Source organism: Parasalinivibrio latis, assembly GCF_036825535.1.
GTDB classification, from domain to species: Bacteria; Pseudomonadota; Gammaproteobacteria; order Enterobacterales; family Vibrionaceae; genus Parasalinivibrio; species Parasalinivibrio latis.
In genome coordinates this window covers 2317938-2339825 of record NZ_CP098812.1, presented here as the reverse complement: position 1 = coordinate 2339825, position 21888 = coordinate 2317938, and the positions used below count along the sequence as shown (strand labels likewise).

At 50.2% G+C, this 21888-nt stretch carries 18 protein-coding genes and 1 riboswitch; of the genes, 9 read left to right on the top strand and 9 right to left on the bottom strand.

The genetic code is table 11. The annotated features are described in order from the left end of the window. The first annotated feature begins 10 nt into the window (after window positions 1-10). On the top strand, window positions 11-2377 hold the full coding sequence (ygjK, locus tag NF212_RS10765) for an alpha-glucosidase (RefSeq protein ID WP_434355444.1): 2367 nt from the start codon (window positions 11-13) through the stop codon (window positions 2375-2377). Between the two features lie 59 nt (window positions 2378-2436). Here ygjK and NF212_RS10760 read toward each other — a convergent pair whose 3' ends face one another. From NF212_RS10760 to rne, 8 genes are all read right to left on the bottom strand, one after another. Then, window positions 2437-3738: a hypothetical protein gene (locus NF212_RS10760; RefSeq protein ID WP_434355442.1), complete on the bottom strand. Its 1302-nt coding sequence runs from the start codon at window positions 3736-3738 to the stop codon at window positions 2437-2439. 332 nt (window positions 3739-4070) lie between these two features. Further along, window positions 4071-4919, bottom strand: coding sequence for a bifunctional hydroxymethylpyrimidine kinase/phosphomethylpyrimidine kinase (gene thiD / locus NF212_RS10755; protein WP_434355440.1), 849 nt, complete (start codon window positions 4917-4919; stop codon window positions 4071-4073). 55 nt (window positions 4920-4974) lie between these two features. Beyond that, a riboswitch (TPP riboswitch) is annotated at window positions 4975-5121 on the bottom strand. Window positions 5122-5217: 96 nt separating this feature from the next. Beyond that, window positions 5218-5772 (bottom strand): porin family protein, encoded by a 555-nt coding sequence (locus NF212_RS10750; RefSeq protein ID WP_434355438.1) that lies wholly within the window; start codon window positions 5770-5772, stop codon window positions 5218-5220. Between the two features lie 231 nt (window positions 5773-6003). Further along, the gene (locus tag NF212_RS10745; protein ID WP_434355436.1) at window positions 6004-7233 is read right to left on the bottom strand and encodes an NRAMP family divalent metal transporter; all 1230 of its coding nucleotides are present in this window, start codon (window positions 7231-7233) and stop codon (window positions 6004-6006) included. A 454-nt stretch (window positions 7234-7687) separates the two neighbouring features. Then, window positions 7688-8083, bottom strand: coding sequence for a hypothetical protein (locus NF212_RS10740; protein WP_434355434.1), 396 nt, complete (start codon window positions 8081-8083; stop codon window positions 7688-7690). Window positions 8084-8466: 383 nt separating this feature from the next. Further along, entirely contained in the window at window positions 8467-9255 is a 789-nt protein-coding gene (gene miaE / locus NF212_RS10735; protein WP_434355432.1) for a tRNA isopentenyl-2-thiomethyl-A-37 hydroxylase MiaE, read from the bottom strand. Between the two features lie 142 nt (window positions 9256-9397). Beyond that, window positions 9398-10954 carry a SulP family inorganic anion transporter gene (locus NF212_RS10730; RefSeq protein ID WP_434355430.1) on the bottom strand — a complete coding sequence of 519 codons (1557 nt, stop codon included), beginning with the start codon at window positions 10952-10954 and terminating at the stop codon, window positions 9398-9400. A gap of 261 nt (window positions 10955-11215) precedes the next feature. Further along, complete coding sequence (gene rne / locus NF212_RS10725) at window positions 11216-14344, bottom strand: ribonuclease E (RefSeq protein WP_434360869.1); 3129 nt, start codon at window positions 14342-14344, stop codon at window positions 11216-11218. Between the two features lie 448 nt (window positions 14345-14792). Here rne and rluC point away from each other — a divergent pair, with 448 nt between their 5' ends. Beyond that, window positions 14793-15761, top strand: coding sequence for a 23S rRNA pseudouridine(955/2504/2580) synthase RluC (rluC, locus tag NF212_RS10720; RefSeq protein WP_434355428.1), 969 nt, complete (start codon window positions 14793-14795; stop codon window positions 15759-15761). Further along, window positions 15751-16395 carry an HAD family hydrolase gene (locus NF212_RS10715; protein WP_434355426.1) on the top strand — a complete coding sequence of 215 codons (645 nt, stop codon included), beginning with the start codon at window positions 15751-15753 and terminating at the stop codon, window positions 16393-16395. The genes rluC and NF212_RS10715 overlap by 11 nt, the downstream gene beginning before the upstream one ends. Window positions 16396-16480: 85 nt before the next feature. On the opposite strand, the gene NF212_RS10710 is transcribed toward NF212_RS10715, so the two are convergent. After that, window positions 16481-17059, bottom strand: coding sequence for a Maf family protein (locus tag NF212_RS10710; protein WP_434355424.1), 579 nt, complete (start codon window positions 17057-17059; stop codon window positions 16481-16483). A gap of 331 nt (window positions 17060-17390) precedes the next feature. Between NF212_RS10710 and yceD the strand changes: the two genes are divergently transcribed. The 6 genes from yceD to fabG are packed head-to-tail and all read left to right on the top strand — an operon-like array spanning window position 17391 to window position 21792. Further along, on the top strand, window positions 17391-17912 hold the full coding sequence (yceD, locus tag NF212_RS10705; protein ID WP_434355422.1) for a 23S rRNA accumulation protein YceD: 522 nt from the start codon (window positions 17391-17393) through the stop codon (window positions 17910-17912). Between the two features lie 15 nt (window positions 17913-17927). Further along, window positions 17928-18098 (top strand): 50S ribosomal protein L32, encoded by a 171-nt coding sequence (gene rpmF, locus NF212_RS10700; protein ID WP_054672530.1) that lies wholly within the window; start codon window positions 17928-17930, stop codon window positions 18096-18098. Window positions 18099-18107: 9 nt separating this feature from the next. Beyond that, a complete protein-coding gene (gene plsX / locus NF212_RS10695; RefSeq protein WP_434355419.1) occupies window positions 18108-19133 on the top strand; it encodes a phosphate acyltransferase PlsX in 1026 nt (341 codons plus the stop codon). A 5-nt stretch (window positions 19134-19138) separates the two neighbouring features. Further along, a complete protein-coding gene (locus tag NF212_RS10690) occupies window positions 19139-20098 on the top strand; it encodes a beta-ketoacyl-ACP synthase III (RefSeq protein ID WP_434355417.1) in 960 nt (319 codons plus the stop codon). Between the two features lie 18 nt (window positions 20099-20116). After that, complete coding sequence (fabD, locus tag NF212_RS10685; protein WP_434355415.1) at window positions 20117-21040, top strand: ACP S-malonyltransferase; 924 nt, start codon at window positions 20117-20119, stop codon at window positions 21038-21040. Between the two features lie 17 nt (window positions 21041-21057). Then, window positions 21058-21792 (top strand): 3-oxoacyl-ACP reductase FabG, encoded by a 735-nt coding sequence (fabG, locus tag NF212_RS10680; protein ID WP_434355413.1) that lies wholly within the window; start codon window positions 21058-21060, stop codon window positions 21790-21792. Window positions 21793-21888 lie beyond the last annotated feature (96 nt).

Genomic DNA, 21888 nt, shown 5'->3' with positions numbered 1-21888 from the left:
GGTTCCTGTAATGATGATGAAGAAAACACTATGTGCCATGGCGGTTGCGACCGCCATGCTTTCCGGCTGTGCCACCTCTCAGGATGACAGCCTTCGCGCAACAGAATTCCGTAACGTAATCGACCGTACCGGTGCGCCGCAGTTTATGCGCGATTACGACAAATACGACCACCAGAAATACACGCCTTTCTTCGACATGGGTGCGTGGCATGGTCACCTGCTTCCAGCAGATAAAAACGGCATGGGTGGCTTCCCTGGCCCTGCACTGCTGACAGAAGAATACATCAACTTTATGGCCAATAACTTTGACCGCCTGAGCGTGTACAAGGATGGCAAAAAGCTTGATTTCAGCATGGAAGCCTACAGTATTCCGGGCGCATTGGTTCAAAAGCTGACTTCTGACGATGTCACTGTCGAGATGACCATGCGCTTTGCAACTAACCGCACTTCTTTGCTGGAAACCCGCATTGAATCAGCATCTGCACTGACCCTGAAGTGGGATGGTGAGTTGATGGAATCGCACCATGCAGTTGAAGGTGCCAATAAAGACAACAAAACGGTTGAGCAGGCTTACCCGGACTATAACCGTCAGATTCAGGTTACAGACAACGGCCTGAAGGTCACTTTCGGCAAGGTTCGTGCAACCTGGACCCTTCTGACGTCCGGCGACAGCGAATACCAGGTAAACCGTTCGATCGATGCAAAAACCACCGTTGATGGTATGCGCTTTGAATCGGTTGCGGATATTGCCGGTGATACGACGATCTACACCACTTACAGCCATGTGCTCACCGCAGAAGAGAACGCGGCAGAGCAGGCCAAGGTCGCCGATGTCCTGGCAAACCCAGGTAAGTACCAGCGCCAGTCTGAACAGATGTGGGAAACCTATCTGGAGCAGGGATTGACCAATGAAGCGGCGACTGACGAGCAAGAGCGTGTTGCGGTTAAGGCTATTGAAACCCTGACCGGTAACTGGCGCGGCGCTGCCGGTGTGATGAAGCACGATTCAGTGACGCCTTCTGTTACTGCACGCTGGTTCTCTGGTAACCAGACCTGGCCTTGGGATACTTGGAAGCAGGCTTACGCAATGGCACATTTCAACCCTGAAATTGCCAAAGAGAACATCCGCGCGATGTTTGCTTACCAGATCCAGGCTGACGATGCAGTCCGCCCGTTTGACGAAGGCTATATCCTAGACCTGGTTGCTTACAACCTGAGCCCTGAGCGTGGTGGTGACGGTGGCAACTGGAACGAGCGTAACACCAAGCCAAGCCTGGCATCATGGGCGGTGATGGAAGTCTACAAGACCACAGGCGACAAAGCCTGGCTTGAAGAAATGTATCCAAAACTGGTGGCCTACCACAACTGGTGGCTGCGTAACCGTGACCACAACGGTAACGGTATTCCTGAGTACGGTGCAGCCGTAGACAAGGCGCACAACACGCCGGATGGCAAGATGCTGTTTACGGCCGTTATCAATGGCAAGAGCCAGGAACTGGCGGGCATCGACAAGTACAATGCACTGCTGAAGAGCGGTAATTACGACAGCATTGAAATTCCGGCCCAAACCGCAGCTTCGTGGGAATCAGGCCGTGATGATGCCGCTGTGTTTGGCTTCATTGATGCTGACCAGCTCGAAAAATATGTTGCTAACGGCGGTTCCCGCAAAGATTGGGAAGTGCTGTTTGCTGAAAACCGTGATGCCAACGGACAACTGATTGGTTACTCACTGATGCAGGAGTCCGTTGACCAGGCTAGCTACTGGTACAGCGACAACAAATACCTGGCAGACATGGCGGACATCCTCGGTAAAGCTGACGAAGCTGATATGTTCCGTGGCAAGGCAGAGCAAACCGCTGAATACATCAACACCTGTATGTTTGATGATGCCTCCGGTTTCTTCTATGACATCCGTATGGATGAGAAGCCACTGGCAAATGGCTGTGCCGGTAAACCGCTGGTTGAGCGTGGGAAGGGCCCAGAGGGCTGGTCGCCGCTGTTTAACGGTGCTGCAACCCAGGCACACGCAGATGCTGTGGTTGATGTCATGCTGGACAACACTGAGTTCAACACCTTCGTCCCACTGGGTACGGCTGCGTTGACCAACCCGGCATTTGGCCCAGATATCTATTGGCGCGGACGTGTATGGGTTGACCAGTTCTACTTCGGTGTGCGTGGAATGGCGAAATATGGCTACGAGAAAGAAGCTGTGCAAATCGCCAACAAATTCTTTGCCAACGCCGACGGCCTGATTGCTGATGGCCCGATTCGTGAGAACTACAACCCTCTGAACGGTGCCCAGCAGGGTGCTCCTAACTTCTCATGGAGTGCGGCTCACCTGTACATGCTTTACAACGGTTTCTTCTCTGCGGAATAATCGCGAGTTGAAATGAACAACCGGCCGGGCATTTACCCGGCCGGTTTTGTTTCTGGTGCTCAGAACAGCAGAGTAATTCCCTGAGTTTTTGCCTGTGCCTTGGAATATGTCACACGGTGAAGCCGGGTTCCGATCGCATTGTGAAGCCGGATTTCTCCGCCTTTATTGGATAGCTGGATATCAAAGCCATCCAGAGTAATTGTCCTGAACTCCCCCGTTTCCAGCTCCAGTTCATCGAATACCAGTTCGTTATTGTTCTTATCCCGCAAACTCCAACCGGCCAGATTCTGCGTTTGTGTTCCGGTGTTGACCAGTGTGACCGTCTCAAAGCCCGGATCGTGACCAAACGGGTTGACTCGGGCGGCAATGATCCTCACCGGACTGACAACCGGATTATCGGGTGTTGGCGGTGGAACGTCCGGTTGCCCGTCACCCGGAACATTGCTGTCCCGGCCACCACCATCAACGATGTCAGACTCCCCTTTGAAAATCGGGTAGAAAGTTCTGATATGTTGCCGGTTTTCAGAATGGAACAGTTTCATGTCGTAGCGCGCACCTTCTACCACAGCCACTTTGGGTGCCTGCGCCCCTTGGTGGGCACGGACTGTCCCCATTGCCATCAAACCCTCCACACTGCAACCAACAAAGAACCCGCCAATTGGTTTGCGGCGGGTTTGTGCTGTCATGGTGTCGTAATCCGGTGCTGTCCAGCGGTATGATATGGTGACACTTTCCGGGAAACGTGCCTGGCCGTCTGCCTGTCGGGAGGCCAGGTAGTCTATACGGTCATCGCGCAACCGGCGGATAACGGTCGCACCATCGTCCACGAGGTGGGCCATCCCGTCATCAAGAAAATACTTCCACCAGAAGTGGTAGCCCTGAACCTTTTCATCGTCGTGTTCCCCAACAATCACATGCTCAAAACCGGAAAGGTGGGGATCGCCACCTTTGGAAAACCGGCGGAACCACATTTCGAATACCGTGTTGTACCATCTTTCACGGGAAACGCTCCGGCCGGTTTCACGGGCAATATATTCACGGGCAACTTCCATTGGGGGGGTGTCGATGATGGCAGACATGAAATTATGGACTTCCTCTCGCTCCTCTTCGGTGTCGATTTCTTCCATTGGCTCAGCCAGCGTGAAGTTGTTGAAGAGTTTTCTGCAAAGCTCATAGGTCTGCTTTTTATGGTCTGGAATGTGTACGTCAGTTAATACCTGTAGGTCTGGATCATTCTGGTCAAGGTTAGTGTTTACTTTTACCCAGCCTCGCTCCTGAGAGCCGGTTTCCCCTTGCCTGATAGCTTCAATACCGTTGTTTTCCTGATCTGCAGTCCATATCCGCTGATAAATTCCGGCCATATTTCCCCCAACATTCGGTTTGAGTATTTTGGTTTGCCAACCCAATAAGTTAGGGGCAGTGCGTGGCGGACGTTTGTACCGGAAGTGAAAATCGGGCAGCGTATGGATAAAAAAATGGGGAGCAGGGCTCCCTAAGTTGATTGCATCTACACAGTAAATGACCGCTAAATTGCATGTGACTTGCAAATGGACGGTACAAGGTAACAGGATTTGTCAGGCCCGGCTCCGCGACTGCTTACTGCGGAACCAGCACCTGAAGTTAAATATATATTAACTAAAATGAGATTTATAGTCTTATTATTATAAACTTTAGTCTAGGGATTGCGGCTAACTCAGTGGCGGGGGAGATTATAGAAGTGATTAACCGGTCCATGACCCTGGCCAACAAACAGCTCATTGGCATGAAGCAGCGCATCTGTCAGGTAATGCTTGGCCAATTTGCAGGCTGAGTTAAGGCCTTCCCCCTGCGCCAGGTAAGATGCAATGGCGGCAGACAGTGTACATCCCGTACCGTGGGTGTTAACCGTATCTATCCTGCTGGCGGTCATCGAGGATACGGAATTTGGCGTGATGAGCAGATCGGTACTTTGCTGGGACATTTCCAGGTGGCCACCTTTTAGCAGCAACAGCCTCTCTTTTTGGGATTGAGCAGAACAGGCGTGAAGGAAGGTCTGTATTTTTCCGGTCATTGCCAGCATCTCTTCATCAGATTGTGGCACAGGATGGTTAAACATTTCAGCCGCTTCCGGGAGGTTTGGTGTCAGGATATCTGCCAAGGGCACCAGTTTTTCCATAAGGGTTTGTTTGGCGTCCGGTTCCAGCAGGCGGTCACCGCTGGTGGCGACCATCACCGGATCCAAAACAACAAATTCCGGGCGGTATTCACGCAGTTTCGCGGCGATGGTACGGATAATACCGCTGTCGTTGAGCATGCCAATTTTAACAGCGACGACATCCAGGTCGGAAAATACGGCATCAAGCTGGGCGGCAACAAAGTCGGCTGGAACCGGGAAAATACCGGAAACCCCCTGTGTATTCTGTGCAGTAAGGGCAGTGATAACAGAGCAGGCATAACCGCCGGTTGCAGAAATAGCCTTGATATCGGCCTGTATCCCGGCGCCGCCACCGGAGTCAGAACCGGCGATGGTGAGCGTGATCGGAGTATGGTTGTAATCTTTCATGGTATCCCCTAACGGCAATAAGGGGAGGGGAAGAACGGTGGGCTGAAAAGGCTGAGGCACCACAACGTTAGTTCCCTCCGCCAGTGTTAACTGGATCAGGTTCAACGGGTCCCACTATGCCATCTGCATGAATTGCAGCGCTTAACATTTACGTGGTCTCAGCCCAGGTCTTAATAACCGCTTGGCTCCCCGACTAACTGTTTAAATCGGCTCTAGACTAGCAATGGCCCGCGCTTCGATCCAGCGTTTCATATCAGCCGTTTGATACGCGACACATCTATAAGTGTTTCTATACTTATCAGAACTTCATACCGGCTGAAATTGTAAATAAATCGGCTTCGATATCGTCACCATCATATATGTCATAGCCAATTCGAAATGCATATGCGCGCTTAGAACCGGTAGTGATACTTAGTCCTATCCCGTAAATCACGGTGAACTCATCGTCGCTAATTTTGGGTGAAGACCCTACTTTCTCACTAGCTCTTCCATATGCCAATCCTGCTTTTCCATATACGGAGTAATATTTTGAGATATCAGCATAAAGAACAGGAGTTATTGAAGCAGAGAACCCTTCCAACTTGATCTTTGTACTTCCTGAGTTGAATTTATCAGTTGCGTGATAAAGAGTCGTTTCTAGCGCGATGTTTTCTGTGAACTCTTGGCCAAGAGTTAGGGTGAATCCATCCATCTCTAAGTCATACTCTGATGAGTCGAAATCTAGATTGAAATTGGCGTAACCCAAATATGCGTATGAGAATAAATCACCCGTATCATCATCATCTGCAGTTACTGGCAAAGAAAGTAACGCAGAAGCACAGCTTAAAGCGATATAGAAAAACATGCTCTTCATAAAAATCCCTTTAACCTTTTGTGTGATGTATCGAAATAATATTATTCCTGAAATAACATATCCGCAATTAAATATTACAATTTGAAATTAACATATACGGCATGATTAATTTGATGCGAATATATTCTCTGAGTGGATATTTTGGAGGGAGAATAGGAGTAATAGTGAAAAGACTTAAATCCATTTAATACCGCGCTTCAAATTAGATATTTTGAAGCGCGGTAATTGATGTTAACCAATAAACTTAGCAATAAAACCGGTAACGTTATTTATACTGCCGGCCGCCATAACCACCACGATAACCGCGCCGATAGAGGTGAGCCAAAGCGGGTGTTTGTAGTTACCGACAATGTCCTTACGTTTGGTTGCAGCGAGCACCACACCCAGTACCACAGGCAGGATGATGCTGTTTACCAGCCCGGCCAGCATCAGGAGCAGGATAGGCATGTTCATCACCACCGTACCGATGCTGGTCAGCATGATAAAGCCGACACACCAGGCTTTTTCATTGTGCTCGACCACCGGGAACAGAGTCTTAATCAGTGAGATAGCCATATAGGAGTTACCGACCACTGACGTGATAGAGGCAACGAACAGTACCAGACCGAATATAAAGTAACCCGGTTCGCCCGCACCCTGACGGAAAGCATCAGCCGCCGGGTTGGATTTATCCAGCACCGTGCCGGTTGCAATCACACCCAAAACCGCCAGGAAAAGGAGGACGCGGATGACAACGGCAATTGAGATACCGGCCCAGGCCGCCTTTTTGATGCTGTCGACATTCTCTTCACCTTTCAGGCGGACATCTACCAGGCGCTGTGCACCCGTGTAGTATCCACCCACTGCACCACCGACAATCGTCAGAGTTGGGAGCAGAAGGTTTGACATGTCAGAAGGTGCTACAGCCGCTATCAGGGTTTCACCCATTGGAGGAAGGGAGGTCATGGCGACATAAGCGATAAGGATAATCATAAACAGGCCGAGGTAGCGGGCCATCTGGTCCATTCGCTTGGATGCGTTGTGCACAACAAACAGCAGGCAGCCAACAATACCGGTAAAGAGAGCGCCCCAGGTTGTATCAACTCCGGTGAGCACATTGATACCCAGTGCGGCACCGCTGACATTACCAAAGTTGAAAGCAACTGCGCCTAGTGCCAGCAAAATACCGATACCATAGCCAAGGCCCGGTGCGACCTTGTTGGCGATGTCTTGAATTCGCAGGCCGGATACACCCACTATCCGCCATAGGTTCATGACAATGCCGAATGTGATGAACATCGAAGCAAATACCGGGAACGCCATATCCATACCATACATGTTGGTAAAGACGGCTGTCTGGGTCAGAAATCCGGGGCCAACTGATGTGGTTGCCATCAGGAATGCAACGCTGAAAATGGCTTTGGTCTGCCAGCGAGTGGTTGGAGTGGCTGAAGGTGTTGAGAGAGTTGCGGTTTGCGTCATGGTCCTGATCCATTTGTTGTGTCTTCTTCTTTTAGAAAAAAAGAAAGACAACTGACAGGGATCAGTTGGTCTGGGGTGTCATCAAATTGCAGATATAGAAAATCCGGGCTAAGCCCTTGTTTCTGGCGGCGAAGTATAGGGAGTACGCAAACGATTGTCTAGTGATTTTGTGAGGTGAAATAGCATTATATTCTGGGCTTATTTTTAACATCGCTTTAATTCATGATGTGTTTGGTTGATAAAAACAATACACTTAAAATTGTGAACTGTTTCGCCATTTGGGGAAGTGGACACGCAGATTTTTTTATGTATTTGCCGGAAGCTACGACTCAGTATCGGGAAAGATAGAGCGAAGTAGGCGACTTTGTTGCTTGAAAACAATGGCTGCCGACGCAGCCAAAAGAATGCTAATGTCTATTGATTGTAGAAGGGCCCATATGTGTTGTGTTTCGAACTATTTTTTAACCATTGACTCAAGTAGGCTATTTAGCTGAGCGGTTAAAGTCTTTAATGCTTCTTCTTGTGTATGACCTGCGGCTCCAGGTTGGGGATTTGTGGCAATCTCATGAATTGCAGCCTGAATGCCATCAGTTAAAGACTTTGCAGCTTCTACTTTTGCTAAAGCAGCCTTACCTTCTATAACTTGTGGCATAGAGTCGAGAATGCCTGCGGTTGATGCCATTATTTGCTTTTGCCATCCTTCGATGGCTTTATCGACGTTCTCTAATACATTCTGGGCTTTCTGAGCATCACTTTTAGCTGAAGACGCAAACCAAATCGCCAATCCCATACTAATAAACGAAAGCACAATACTTGCTACTGGAATGATCCAATCTTTTAATAAATCCATAGGTCTCTGCTTTTCTTGAAAACGTAATAATTTAATAGAAGGCGCTGTCCACACTTTCTATTAGTAATTTTTCATTGAAAGTAATCAATAATTTAATCGTAAAATCAAATGGTTGTTTAATTTTAAAAGTTTTGACTGAATGAGGGAAGTGTTACAGATGTTCATATTGAAAAATAACCGCTCGGTGTGCGGAAATTAGTGATGATTAAATGTGCGGTATCAGAAAAATACTTGACATTTGTATTGTGTGAAAACAGTGCTGTTAATATTTTGTATGTGAATGAAAATAAAAAATTCAGTTTCAACTCTATTTTTCCAGTTCTTTTTAGAAATAAGGGGCAGTAACTTTGCCCCCTATCCCATATTTAGCCTTCAATTGAGACTCACGCAGCAGCTGGAATACCGCTGTGGAACCGGAACTGTGAATCGGGTTCCTGGATAAGCTCTGCTTCTTTTTCACCGATGATACGAACACGTTCTTCAATGCTTTCACCAGCAATGGCTTCAGCCAGTTTCAGGTAGTCCTGGTAGTGGCGTGCTTCTGAACGCAGCAGGGAGATATAGAATTTCTTCAGCTGTTCATCAAGGTAAGGGGCCAGCTTGGCGAAACGCTCGCAGGAGCGGGCTTCGATGTAGGCACCGATAATCAGCTTGTCTACCAACGTACCCGGTTCGTGGTTGCGGACGACACCCATCAACCCTTTGGCATAACGACCGGCGCTGAGAGGCTGGTACGGCACCTCCCGGCTTTCCATGATTTCGATAACCTGTTCGAAATGGTGGAACTCCTCTTTGATAAGGCGGACCATTTTGTCGATCAGATCCTGGCCCTGTTCAAACCCGGCTTTCGGTTTGAGCGGTGCGCTAAGGCCATTTTTCTTTGCATGGAAAATCCCATCCCGGATGCCCCGGTAAACGAAATCTTCGTAGGGTTTTGCCCAGTCCAGCAGAAGCTGCCCGCTCTCTTTGTCGATGGCATAACGGCGAATAAGCCACATGGCAGTTTGGCTGGCCTTGAGCTCACAGTTGGCATGGTCACGAAGCAGGACAGTCTCATTCTCAGGTTTCAGGGCTTCTTCAATCCAACCTTGCGGGGTTTCGCAATGCAGGAAGGATTTTACCGGTTCGAGCAATTTTTCCAGCTCGGGGGTAAGCGCAGTGTCTGTGTACATTCTTTGGTTATTCTTTTTGATGCTGAATTGACTGCCACGATTATACGGTTGGCTGAAGCAAGAAGACAGTGAGCGTTGTGGGAAGATGGTGTGCGGGGGATAAAACAAAAACCGCCGGGAGTCCGGCGGATTAGAGGCGGCTTTAAGCCAGTGTGTCGGAGGCAACCTTGTAGGTCGGATCCTCAATATGGTTGATTTCGACAAGGCTTCCGGCGCGTGTCAGCAGGGCACGACAATCCTGGCTCAAATGACGCAGGTGTACGGTCTTCCCGGCCTTGGCATAACGCTCGGCGATGGTCTCAATAGCATCAATAGCAGAGTGATCGGTTACGCGGGACTGAGCGAAGTCGATAATCACGTCACTCGGGTCAGCGTCTACATCAAACAGTTCAAGGAATCGGGCGGCTGAACCGAAGAACAGCGGGCCATTAACCTGGTAAACCTTGGTACCATTGGCATCGACGTGGCTTGCTGCATAGATGTGCTTCGCATGATCCCAGGCAAAAATCAGCGCAGAGACGATAACACCAGTGATAACGGCAATTGCCAGGTCTGTCATTACAGTCACTATGGTGACCAGTACAATGATAAAGAAGTCTTTCTTTGGAACCCGGCGCGCAAGGTCGAATGTTGCCCACTCGAAGGTACCGATAACCACCATAAACATTACCCCGACCAATGCTGCCAGCGGGATGCGTTCAATCAGCGGTGCAGCGAACAGGATAAACGCCAGCAGTGCAAGGGCCGCAGTAATACCGGACAGTCGGCCACGGCCGCCAGAGCTTACGTTGATCATCGACTGGCCAATCATTGCACAGCCGCCCATCGCTCCAAATACGGAGCAGGTCATGTTCGCTACGCCCTGACCGATACACTCTTTGTTGCCTCGGCCACGGGTGCCGGTCATTTCATCAACTACCGTCAGTGTCAGCAGCGATTCAATCAGGCCGACGGCTGCCAGGATCAGCGAATAAGGCAGGATGATATATAGCGTATCCAGGTTCAATGGAACTGACGGGAAGGAGAAAGTCGGCAAGTTTCCTGCCAGCGTTGCTTCCGGGTTGCCGCTCATGCCGCGCAGGAAGTCCACCACAGTACGGGTTTCGAGGTCCAGCCCAATGACAAGCAGGGTCACTACTACAATCGCAGCAAGTGAGGACGGCACGGCAGTGGTGAATTTTGGCAGGAAGTGAATGATTGCCATGGTCAGCGCGACAAGGCCGAGCATCAGCATCATTTGGCCTTGCTCAAGCCATTGCGGATTGCCAAGTGCGTCCGGCACCTGGAACTGTCCAAGCTGGGCGAGGAAAATCACAATTGCCAGGCCATTTACAAAGCCGATCATCACCGGGTAGGGGACGATACGGATGAATTTGCCCAGACGAAACGCACCAAAGGTTATCTGTAACACGCCGGCAAGCAAAATGGCTGCAAAGAGGTATTGCACACCGTGTTCAGAAACCAGGCTGACCATAACAACCGCCATGGCACCGGTTGCACCGGAAATCATACCCGGACGGCCACCAATCAGGGATGTAACAAGGCCCATGATAAAGGCAGCATACAGGCCAACCATTGGGTCGACACCGGCTACAAAGGCAAAGGCAACGGCTTCAGGGACCAGTGCCAGGGCAACGGTCAGGCCGGAGAGTAAGTCTGTTCGGGCTGAATTTTTAAAAAGATTAAAAGTAGCAAACATTATTGGGGTACGACGTCCTGTTTGTTTTAGAAATTGGATAAATGCCAACCGACTTGATCAGTTGGAATTTTAATTAAACGGCGGATGCTACCGAAAAACGTGATGCACATCAATGTTGATCGGCTGGTATGACAAAAAATAAAACAAAACGTTAACCATTGGTGACGGTTTGATGTTTTGTGCTGTCTGGGATGGGAAAGTAAGCGAAAAAAAGAGCCATGGCATGCATGGCTCTTGTATTTGGTCTTTTAACCTGTCGACTTAGTTAAAGTTCGGACGGGTTGGCTGAGACGCTGAGTGACTGGTCGCTGTCTGTGCGCCTGCCTGCTTGGCCTGAAGACGGGCTTCGCGGAATGATGCGAGGCGAACGTCCTGGGCTGCAGAGGCAGATACAGGGGCCGGAGCCTTGGTCATCGGTGCAGTGGCGCGGCGGTAGCGAACTACCGGCTTAATCTGCACGTTTTCAGCGGCAGCAGCAACTTCGGCGGCGATATCTGGTTTCACACAGATTTCACTTTCCATCACCGGAGCGGCTTCAGGTGCTTTGGCAGCAACTGGCGCTTCAATTGCTTCTTCAGCAACAGGTGCGACAGCAACTTCTTCAATGGCAGCCGGTGCTTCTTCCGCAACAGTCTCAGTATGTTCTGCGACTTCTTCAACAACAGGCTGTTCGCGACGAACCACGATTTTGCCCATTGCCATTTCAGGGAAGGCCACACCACCGTGTTTAGGGGCAGCTGCAACTTCAGGTGTAGCGACAACTTCTGCGGCTTCAATGGTTTCTTCATAAGTATCAGAAACGGTTGGAGCTGCTGCGGTACGCTGTGGCCAAACCTTACCCATCGCCATTTCAGGGGATGCAACGCCGGATTTCAGTACTGCTGCCTTGCGTGTTTCCACGATAGAAACGGCATGTTCCATTTCATCCAGTTGGTCAACAGCTTCGTCAACGGCACTTGTCAGTGCATCAGAAACGGCATCCTTGAACTTCTCTTTGTCATCGCGTTGACGACGGCGGCGCTGGCCGCTGGCACGCAGGTGACGTGGAGAGCGACGGCTGCGACGTGAACCGTCACGCTCGTCTTTTTGCTCAGTGTCGTTCTCAGAGGCTACGTTTTCAGGCGCTAAGTTTTCAGATACACCATCCTGAGTATGGGCTTCTTCGAACAGAGCCTGACCAACTTTTTGCAGTTCGTTTGGCTTTTGCTCGGTCTGCTGCTCAGCAACCGGTGTTTCTGCAGCTTCAGCTTCCACTTCGTTGGTGCGGACGCGCTTGCGCATCTGACGACGCTGACGGCGCTGTTTCACCTGCTCAGTTTTTTCCTGACGCTTTTCTTCTTTGGCCTGGACCGGCGCTTCAACCGCTTCAGTTACTTCCTGCTTAGGCTGTTCCTGACGGTTGCGCTTGTTACGGTCCTGACGCTCGTTACGGTCGCCGCGTTCTGCACGCTCTTTACGAGGCTTGCGTTCAGTACGTTCCTGCTTACCTTCGGTTGCCTTGTCTTTGGCATCCTTGGTCTCTTTGGCGTCGTCCTGTGGCTTGCCACGGCGATTGTTGCCACGACGGCGGTCATCGTTCCGCTTGTTACCGCGCTCGTTACGGTTACGGCGTTCGCCACCACGTTGCTGGGTTTGTTTCTTTTCAGTTTCCTGCTTCTTGGTATCCGCTTCGCTTTCAGAACTGAACAGGCCTTTCAGGAAACCGAACAGCTTGCTAAGAATGCCGGGCTGTGCCGGCTTGTCAGCGGCTGCTGCAGGGGCTTTCTTGATAACAGGAGCAGGTGCTGCTGAAGGTGCAGAGAAGCCGCTGAGTGCAGGTTCTTCACGCTTGCGTACCACTTTCTCAACCGGTGCTTCTTCTTTGGCATCGGCTTCCTGCAGTGCTTCAAGCTCTTTAGGCAGCAGGTAAGAGAGTGTCTGGGTCTCTTCAGTTGCACGCACTCGTACAACGTCAAAGTGTGGTGTCTGCAGATCAGCGTTAGGAACAACGATAACCTTCACTTCGTGGTATTTCTCGATGTGTTGGACAGACTTACGCTTTTCGTTCAGCAGGTAAGAGGCGATTGGTACAGGGACAATTGCCAGGACCTGGGCTGTATTTTCCTTAATGGCTTCTTCTTCAAGAAGACGCAGGATAGACAGTGACAGGGATTCGTTGTCACGGATAACACCGGTACCGGTACAGCGAGGACAGATATGGTGGCTCGCTTCGGCCAGTGATGGGCTCAGGCGCTGACGGGACATTTCCAGCAGGCCAAAGCGTGAGATACGGCCGATTTGAACACGTGCGCGGTCTGCACGTACTGCATCACGCAGGCGGTTTTCTACTTCGCGCTGGTGGCGAACCGGGGTCATATCGATAAAGTCGATAACAATCAGGCCACCGAGGTCACGCAGACGTAACTGGCGGGCGATCTCATCGGCTGCTTCCAGGTTGGTTTGCAGTGCGGTCTCTTCGATATCAGAACCCTTGGTTGCGCGGGCTGAGTTAATATCGATAGAGGTCAGCGCTTCTGTTGGGTCGATAACGATCGAACCACCAGATGGCAGACGAACTTCGCGCTGGAATGCAGACTCAATCTGGCTTTCAATCTGGAAGTGACTGAACAGTGGCACTTCACCCTGGTATAGGCGTACACGGCTTACGAAATCCGGACGTACCAGCATGATGTGCTCTTTCGCACGCTCATAGATTTTAGGGCTGTCGATGAGGATCTCACCGATATCACGACGCAGGTAGTCACGGATTGCACGTACAATCACGTTACTTTCCTGGTGGATCAGGAACGGTGCTTTGTTGGCATCAGAAGCTTCTTTGATAGCGCCCCAATGGTTCAACAGAACCTTCAGGTCCCACTCAAGCTCTTCAGCAGATTTGCCAACACCGGCAGTACGGACGATTAGGCCCATGCCCTGTGGCACTTCCAGCGTAGAAAGCGCTTCTTTCAGTTCAGTACGCTCATCACCTTCGATACGGCGGGAAATACCACCTGCGCGAGGGTTGTTTGGCATCAGAACCAGGTAGCTACCGGCAAGAGATACAAAGGTAGTCAGAGCCGCACCTTTGGAACCACGCTCTTCTTTGTCTACCTGTACAATGACTTCCTGGCCTTCCTTGACAACATCTTTGATGTTAGGACGGCCCTGGTAGGTGTAGTCAGCAGGGAAGTATTCGCGGGCAATCTCTTTCAGAGGCAGGAAACCGTGACGTTCTGCACCGTAATCTACGAATGCAGCTTCAAGACTCGGTTCTACGCGGGTAATGCGGCCTTTGTAAATGTTTGCTTTTTTCGATTCATGGCCTGGGCTTTCGATGTCGAGATCGTACAGCCGCTGACCGTCAACTAACGCAACACGCAGTTCTTCTTTCTGCGTCGCGTTGATTAACATTCTTTTCATCAGTTTTTCTCGTTTGTATGTGTTGTCACCGTATCGGTAGACAAGCCGCTGCAATCAGCGCTGCCGGGCCCCGGGTCTGACTCTGTAGCAACCTCACGGTTGGATGATTCAGGGGCGCACTCTTGGGCAGTTTTTATTACCCACTGCTACGGAAGAATACTGTCGTCTCCGGTTTACGCAGTCGGCGTCGCGTTTAGCGTCGATTCAAGACACTGATTGAACATCTGGTCTGACCAGATAACGGTTCATGAGCCCGAACCCTTACGTCTTACGCCAGATGCTGCGTATAAAGTTCAAAGCGGTAAAAAAACCATCAAATTGGTGGCGTTTTGTTCGCCAAAAGCAAAAAAGCTACCAGCTTTATTACTTTACGCCGCAACTATAGCAGGGACACATTTTTGCGGCAATCGGCTTTGTTAACATGATAGAATATCTGGCTATGAAAGAAGTAAAAACTCAAGTGCAGTTCATTGACATTTGCGATGAACTTGCTGGCCAGCGGATTGATAACTTTCTCCGCAATCGCCTTAAAAACGTCCCTAAAAGTATGATTTATCGCATTCTCCGCAAAGGAGAGGTGCGAGTTAACAAAAAACGCATCAAACCGGAATATAAACTCCAGCCAGGAGATGTAATTCGTGTTCCGCCAATGCAAATTAGTGAAACCGAGGAAAAGGCGGCACCAAGTACAAAACTGGCAAAAGTAGCTGAGCTCGAACGCTGCATTCTACACGAAGATGACCACATTCTTGTTCTCAATAAGCCATCCGGTACGGCTGTGCACGGTGGCAGCGGATTGTCTTTTGGCGCAATCGAAGGCCTTCGCGCTCTGCGCCCGGACGCCCGTTTTCTTGAGCTGGTTCACCGCATTGACCGCGACACCTCAGGGATTTTGCTGGTTGCCAAAAAACGTTCAGCATTGCGCCACCTCCAGGCTCAGTTCCGTGAGAAGACGGTTCGTAAATTCTACTTCGCACTGGTGATGGGCGAGTGGAAGGCCAAAATGAAGGTAATCAATGCGCCTTTGCTGAAAAATGAAGTGAACAGCATTGTTCGTGTCAATCCAAAGGGCAAACCTTCGGAAACCCATTTCAAGGTGCTGGAGCGATTTGAAAACGGAACACTGGTTCAGGCAAGCCCGGTGACAGGCCGCACGCACCAGATACGTGTTCACGCGCAATATGCCGGTCATTCACTTGCGTGGGATGACAGGTATGGTGATCCGCGCTTTGACGCTTACACCGGTAAGTTTGGTTTGAACCGTCTGTTCCTGCATGCAGCCAACCTGAAGTTTGTTCACCCAGGTACTGAAGAGCAGATGGAAATCAGTGCACCTATGGATTGCATTCTGGAAAAAACACTGGAAGGTATGCGTAAGGCAACCCAAAAGGCCAAGCATGTTGAGTAAGTACGAACTGCTGATTTTTGACTGGGATGGCACTGTGATGGATTCTGTTCCACGCATTGTGTCGTGCCTGTCAGAAGCTGCAAAGGCAACAGGCGGGCTTCCGGATTTAGATGGCCATGAGCTCAAACAGGTTATCGGCCTCAGTCTGGAACGTTGTTATGAGGTGCTTTATCCGGAGGCACCGAAGAGTATGTACGAAACCTGGAAAGGGCACTACCGGGATCAGTTCGTTGATCTTAATCCGGTTCCCCACTACCTGTTTGACGGGGTAGCAGACACGCTGACAGCGCTAAAAGAAAGAGGGTTGAAGCTGGCTGTGGCAACGGGGAAATCACGGGTGGGTCTGGATCGCGCATTTGGTGAGGCCGGGATCGAGGCGCTGTTTGATGCGTCCCGGACGGCTGATGAGACGGCATCCAAGCCTGATCCATTGATGATCTCGGAATTGCTTGAGGAGCTCGGCGTAAAACCTGAATCGGCACTTATGATTGGTGACACGTCCCACGATATGAAACTGGCGATCAATGCCGGTGTCGATGCCATTGCGGTAAGCTGGGGTGTTCACACAAAGGAAGAACTGTCTTCCTACTCACCGGTAAAGGTTATAGAAGATATCCGCGAGCTGCTTGCGTAATCATCCTAGACGATGCCAAAGAGACCATAGAAGAGGCGCCCAACCGGCGCCTTTTTTGATCAGCATACTTTGCTTGCTTTGGGTATCACAGCACCTTGATACCCTGTTTTGCCAGCATTTCACACAGTGTGATTAGCGGCAATCCAACCAAAGTGTTGGGATCCTTGCCTTCAAGGGAAGAAAACAGGGCAATGCCGAGCCCTTCGCTTTTAAAACTCCCTGCACAATTAAGCGGTTGTTCCTTCTTTATATAGCTTTGGATCTCTTCATCAGACAGATCCCTGAAGTGCACATGAAAAGGTTCACACACTGTTTCCTGACTGTCATCAGCGGTGTTGAGTACACTCAGCCCTGTATAAAAGGTTACCCGCTGCCCGCTGGCATTTTTTAACTGGCGAATGGCGTTGGCTTCAGTGTGGGGTTTTCCCACTATCTCGCCATTAACTACGCAGACTTGATCCGAACCTACAATGATATGGGTCGGAAAACCAGTGGCACAGGCTTTTGCTTTATCAGCAGCAAGGCGCTGAACCAGTTGCTCGGCAGTTTCTCCTGGTTTTGGAGACTCATCGATGTCCGGGGATGCCGTTTCAAATGGTAGCCCAAGTTTTTCGAGCAGGGTTTTACGGAAAGGGGATGTGGAGGCAAGGACGATTCCAGCCATATTTTCCTCAGTTTCTCTAAATTACTTTTGGGCAGTTTACCTGAGATGAAGCCGCAGGAGGATCCTTGGAGGATCTTTGAATTGGAATCGACAGATCTTTTAAGATTTCACTCGAAGTTTTACCGGTCGCTGCGTTATAATCTCGCGCTGCCGTTATCCAGCAACCCGTGCTTTGATTGTTTTCTAAACAATGTGTTGCGAAAACAGCCATTGCTACTGGTTGGCAGCCCGAATGCTGAGATATTTGGTAAAGAGTCAGGTCAATCTGGAGATAACTAAAGGTATATTTTCCTTTGACTCTGACGCATTTGGAGGCTAGTATTCGCGCCCTATGCAAAAAGTAAAGCTTCCGCTGAAGGTTGACCCGGTGCGCAGTGCGCAGAAGCGACTCGACTATGATGGCATCATCGTAGCTGGGAAGCTGGAGCGTATATCCGAGGCTACCGTAGGCGTAAACAGTGATGCTGAGGTGAAGCTGTCTTTTGACGTGGATGCTCAAGGACTTAAAATCGTACAGGGTACTGCTAAAGTCGCTGTCGACCTTGAATGTCAACGTTGTGGAGAGGCTTTTCCGCATAACTGTGAAATCGAGTTTACGTACAGTCCGGTTCTTCACGAAGACCAGGCTGACAATTTACCGGATGCTTATGAGCCGGTACTGGTTGACGAGCATGGCGAAATCGACCTGCTTCAAATTATTGAAGACGAGTTGCTTTTGTCACTGCCTCAGGTCGCCCTTCACGATCAGGCTGATTGCAGTGTCGATGCAAACAACCTGTCGTTTGGCGAAATACCAGAAGAAGAAGAGCGTCCAAATCCGTTTGCCGTTTTGGAACAGTTGAAGAAACATTAACGAGGAGTAGGGTCAATGGCCGTACAACAGAACCGTAAAACCCGTTCTAAGCGTGGTATGCGTCGTTCACACGATGCACTGACTGCATCTACCACTTCTGTAGACGCAACCAGCGGTGAAACTCATCTGCGTCACCACGTGTCTGCAGACGGTTTCTACCGTGGCCGCAAGGTTATCAACAAGTAAGGTTGAGCCTTGACAGGTATAACCATTGCACTTGATGCGATGGGCGGGGATTTTGGTCCTCAAGTAACAGTGCCTGCCTCCGTGCAGGCACTGTTGCATTTCCCAACGCTGAAAGTCATCCTCGTCGGTGATCGCAAGGCGATTACACCTCACCTTGTTCGTCTCAAACAAGAACATCATCCTCGCCTTTCAGTTATTCATACTGACAACATCATTGCCAATGATATGCGTCCTTCGCAGGCATTGAGAAACAGCCGTGGTGCCTCTATGCGAGTTGCCCTTGAACTGGTTTCCAATGGCGAAGCTGATGCGTGTGTCAGTGCTGGCAATACCGGTGCTTTGATGGCGCTTTCCCGGATGATGTTGAAGTTGCTACCGGGTGTTGACCGTCCGGCCCTGATTTCATCCTTACCGACTGCTAACAATGACCAGACCTGGTTGCTGGATCTTGGTGCTAATGTTTCCAGTGACGCTGATACCTTGTTTCAGTTTGCTGTGATGGCTTCGGTACTTGCAGAAGGGCAATTGGGACGAAAGCCTCGCGTGGCACTTTTAAACATTGGTGAGGAAGAGATTAAGGGCAATGATTTAGTTAAGCGATGCGCAGCGATGCTGGAGCAGTGCGAATCCCTTAATTACATCGGCTATGTTGAAGGTGACCAACTGTACACAGGCAAGGCGGATGTGATTGTCTGTGATGGATTTGTCGGCAACGTTTGCCTGAAAACCAGTGAAGGGGTTGCACGCCTTTTCCTGGATGGGTTAAAACGCCATTTGTTGTCCAATCCGATTAAGAGTCTGGTTGCTAAGTGGTTATTCAATGACCTGATTAATCACCTGAAAACATTGAACCCCGACCAGTATAACGGCGCAAGTCTGTTAGGATTGCGCGGCATTGTTGTAAAAAGCCACGGAAGTGCTGACGTCTCCGCTTTCCAGCAAGCAATAAAGGAAGCGGTTGAGGAAGTCGAACGGCAGGTTCCGTCCCGGATCAGTGACCGTTTGGAAGCAGTTTTACTTGAGAGGCATTATTAGTCTTCATGTACAGCAAGATTTCAGGAACAGGCAGCTATCTGCCTGAACAGATCCGCTCCAACGCCGATCTGGAAAAAATGGTTGATACCAGTGATGAGTGGATTGTCGCTCGCACCGGTATCAAAGAACGCCGTATCGCAGCGGAACATGAGACTGTTGCTATGATGGGTACTGAAGCTGCCCGTCGTGCTATTGAAATGGCAGGCATCGCCAAAGAAGATATCGGCCTGATTGTGGTTGGTACTACCAGTGGTGAATATGCTTTCCCGGCAGCAGCATGTGAAGTGCAGGCGCAACTCGGTATTGCAGGTTGCCCGGCTTTTGACGTGGCGGCTGCGTGCTCCGGCTTCATCTTCGCACTGAGCATTGCGGATCAATACATCAAATCAGGTGCGGTAAAACATGCCCTGGTTCTTGGTGCAGACCGCCTTTCGCACACTTGTGACCCTGACGACCGAACCACAGTAATTCTGTTTGGTGATGGTGCAGGGGCCGTTGTGCTTTCTGCCAGCGAAGAGCCAGGTGTTCTTTCTACTCACCTTCATTCAGATGGCCAATTCGGTCAATTGCTCAACCTGAAAACACCAACTCGTGGCGGTAGCCGCGAAGAAGATTATGTCTGGCTGGAAATGGCCGGTAACGAAGTTTTCAAGGTAGCAGTGACTCAACTGGCTGGTATCGTCAAGGAAACCCTGGAAGCTAACCAGATGGACAAGTCAGACATTGACTGGCTGGTTCCTCACCAGGCAAACCTGCGTATTATTTCTGCCACTGCCCGCAAGCTCTCAATGCCGATGGATCAGGTGGTGGTTACCCTGGATCGCCATGGCAATACATCTGCCGCATCAGTGCCATCTGCACTGGATGAAGCGGTACGTGATGGTCGTATCCAACGAGGTCAAACCGTTCTGCTGGAAGCGTTCGGCGGCGGCTTCGCCTGGGGTTCAGCGTTAGTAAAATTTTAACTAAACAGGATTTATTCAATGGCTAAGTTTGCGATGGTTTTCCCCGGTCAGGGGTCTCAAAGCGTAGGTATGCTGGCTGAGCTGGCTGCGCAATATCCGGTGGTTACTGAAACATTTGCAGAGGCATCTGAAGCACTGGGTTACGATCTGTGGGCTCTGGTACAAAACGGCCCGGCAGAAGAACTGAACCAAACTCACCGCACTCAGCCAGCCCTACTGACGGCTTCAGTCGCCATCTGGCGTGTGTGGCAGCAAGAAGGCAGCGAGCAACCAGCTGTATTTGCTGGTCACAGCCTGGGTGAATACTCTGCACTGGTTTGTGCCGGTGTTATCGATTTTAAAGAAGCCGTTAAACTGGTTGAGCTGCGTGGCCAACTGATGCAAGAAGCGGTACCTGCGGGTACAGGTGCGATGTCTGCCATTATCGGTCTGGATAACGACGCTATTGCTAAAGCGTGTGAAGAAGCAGCGCAGGGCGAAGTTGTCTCTCCGGTTAACTTCAACTCTCCTGGCCAGGTCGTTATTGCCGGTGCCAAAGATGCGGTTGAGCGCGCAAACGTACTGTGTAAAGAAGCCGGTGCCAAACGTGCACTGCCTCTGCCAGTATCTGTGCCTTCCCATTGTGCATTGATGAAGCCTGCTGCAGAAAAACTGGCTGTTGCCCTTGATAACCTCCAGTTCAGTGCGCCTGCATTCCCGGTAATCAACAACGTTGACGTTGTTGAAGCTACTGACCCTGCAGCCATCAAAGATGCACTGGTTCGCCAGTTGTACAGCCCAGTTCGTTGGACTGAGACTGTTGAGAAGATGGCCGCAGACGGTGTTGAAAAACTGATTGAAATGGGCCCAGGTAAAGTGCTTACCGGTCTGACCAAGCGCATCAGCAAAGGTCTGGATTCAGTTGCTGTAAATGATCCCGCGACGTTTGACGCAGCGAAATAACCAAAAAAGGAATGATTATGAACCTGCAAGGTAAAATTGCCCTTGTAACCGGTGCGAGCCGTGGAATTGGCCGCGCTATTGCTGAACTGCTTGTTGAGCGTGGAGCTAAAGTTGTTGGTACAGCAACCAGCGAAAATGGCGCTCAGGCTATCAGTGATTATCTGGGTGAGAACGGTGCCGGTATGGTGCTGAACGTTACCGACGTCGAATCAATTGAAGCGGTGATGAAAGCCATCAAAGAACAATTTGGTGACGTTGATATCCTGGTTAACAACGCCGGTATCACCCGTGACAACCTCATGATGCGTATGAAAGAAGACGAGTGGCAGGATATCCTGGATACCAACCTGACACCGATTTTCCGTATGTCAAAAGCCGTTATGCGCGCCATGATGAAAAAACGTAATGGTCGTATCGTTAACATCGGTTCCGTTGTTGGCACCATGGGTAACGCAGGCCAGGTAAACTATGCTGCAGCGAAGGCTGGTGTGATTGGCTTTACCAAGTCAATGGCGCGTGAAGTTGCATCGCGTGGCATCACAGTTAACACTGTTGCGCCTGGCTTTATCGAAACCGATATGACTAAAGCATTGAATGATGACCAACGAGCCGCTACTCTGGCACAAGTTCCTGCAGGTCGCTTGGGTGATCCGCGCGAAATTGCAGCAGCTGTTGCGTTCCTTGCTTCTGATGAAGCTGCCTATATTACTGGTGAAACGCTTCACGTTAATGGCGGCATGTACATGGTCTAAGCGAACTGTTGCAACATCGGATGATTTGCATCAAATTTCGGCTAATTTTGAGCCAAATTGTGGTTTGACCAGAAGTTCGGGTGTTGCAACTTGGGC

Excerpts from the sequence above, each read along its gene's own strand:
- ygjK (WP_434355444.1), top strand. The coding sequence starts at position 11 with ATGATGATGAAGAAAACACTATGTGCCATGGCGGTTGCGACCGCCATG.
- NF212_RS10760 (WP_434355442.1), bottom strand. The coding sequence starts at position 3,738 with ATGGCCGGAATTTATCAGCGGATATGGACTGCAGATCAGGAAAACAAC.
- thiD (WP_434355440.1), bottom strand. The coding sequence starts at position 4,919 with ATGAAAGATTACAACCATACTCCGATCACGCTCACCATCGCCGGTTCT.
- NF212_RS10750 (WP_434355438.1), bottom strand. The coding sequence starts at position 5,772 with ATGAAGAGCATGTTTTTCTATATCGCTTTAAGCTGTGCTTCTGCGTTA.
- NF212_RS10745 (WP_434355436.1), bottom strand. The coding sequence starts at position 7,233 with ATGACGCAAACCGCAACTCTCTCAACACCTTCAGCCACTCCAACCACT.
- NF212_RS10740 (WP_434355434.1), bottom strand. The coding sequence starts at position 8,083 with ATGGATTTATTAAAAGATTGGATCATTCCAGTAGCAAGTATTGTGCTT.
- miaE (WP_434355432.1), bottom strand. The coding sequence starts at position 9,255 with ATGTACACAGACACTGCGCTTACCCCCGAGCTGGAAAAATTGCTCGAA.
- NF212_RS10730 (WP_434355430.1), bottom strand. The coding sequence starts at position 10,954 with ATGTTTGCTACTTTTAATCTTTTTAAAAATTCAGCCCGAACAGACTTA.
- rne (WP_434360869.1), bottom strand. The coding sequence starts at position 14,344 with ATGTTAATCAACGCGACGCAGAAAGAAGAACTGCGTGTTGCGTTAGTT.
- rluC (WP_434355428.1), top strand. The coding sequence starts at position 14,793 with ATGAAAGAAGTAAAAACTCAAGTGCAGTTCATTGACATTTGCGATGAA.
- NF212_RS10715 (WP_434355426.1), top strand. The coding sequence starts at position 15,751 with ATGTTGAGTAAGTACGAACTGCTGATTTTTGACTGGGATGGCACTGTG.
- NF212_RS10710 (WP_434355424.1), bottom strand. The coding sequence starts at position 17,059 with ATGGCTGGAATCGTCCTTGCCTCCACATCCCCTTTCCGTAAAACCCTG.
- yceD (WP_434355422.1), top strand. The coding sequence starts at position 17,391 with ATGCAAAAAGTAAAGCTTCCGCTGAAGGTTGACCCGGTGCGCAGTGCG.
- rpmF (WP_054672530.1), top strand. The coding sequence starts at position 17,928 with ATGGCCGTACAACAGAACCGTAAAACCCGTTCTAAGCGTGGTATGCGT.
- NF212_RS10690 (WP_434355417.1), top strand. The coding sequence starts at position 19,139 with ATGTACAGCAAGATTTCAGGAACAGGCAGCTATCTGCCTGAACAGATC.
- fabD (WP_434355415.1), top strand. The coding sequence starts at position 20,117 with ATGGCTAAGTTTGCGATGGTTTTCCCCGGTCAGGGGTCTCAAAGCGTA.
- fabG (WP_434355413.1), top strand. The coding sequence starts at position 21,058 with ATGAACCTGCAAGGTAAAATTGCCCTTGTAACCGGTGCGAGCCGTGGA.